Genomic DNA, 294 nt, shown 5'->3' on the forward strand with positions numbered 1-294 from the left:
GAGCCGATGGCAGTGAGCAACAGATATACGTGTCACAACCCAGTAATTTGACACTGGCGGTGAGCCGCAGACAAAACCTAGCCGTGGTAAGCCAATTTGTAGAGAATCAATTTGACACGGTACCTATGGGCTCTTGTTCACTGAAAGCCTGTATTATTGCTGAAGGTAAAGCAGATTGTTTTTTGCGAGTCGGCCCTACGGGGGAATGGGATACCGGCGCGTCACAAGTGATTGTTGAAGAAGCGGGTGGGTGTATTACTGATGCTGAATTTAACCCGCTAACTTACAATCAAC

1 protein-coding gene is annotated in these 294 nt (G+C 47.6%); it reads left to right on the forward strand.

Annotated elements, in window-relative coordinates; all coding sequences use genetic code 11:
• Positions 1-294: 3'(2'),5'-bisphosphate nucleotidase CysQ family protein (locus CWC11_RS20490; RefSeq protein ID WP_283241020.1), on the forward strand; the 294-nt coding region annotated here is incomplete at both ends.

This window comes from Pseudoalteromonas sp. S3178 (assembly GCF_005886985.1).
Taxonomy (GTDB): domain Bacteria; phylum Pseudomonadota; class Gammaproteobacteria; order Enterobacterales; family Alteromonadaceae; genus Pseudoalteromonas; species Pseudoalteromonas carrageenovora.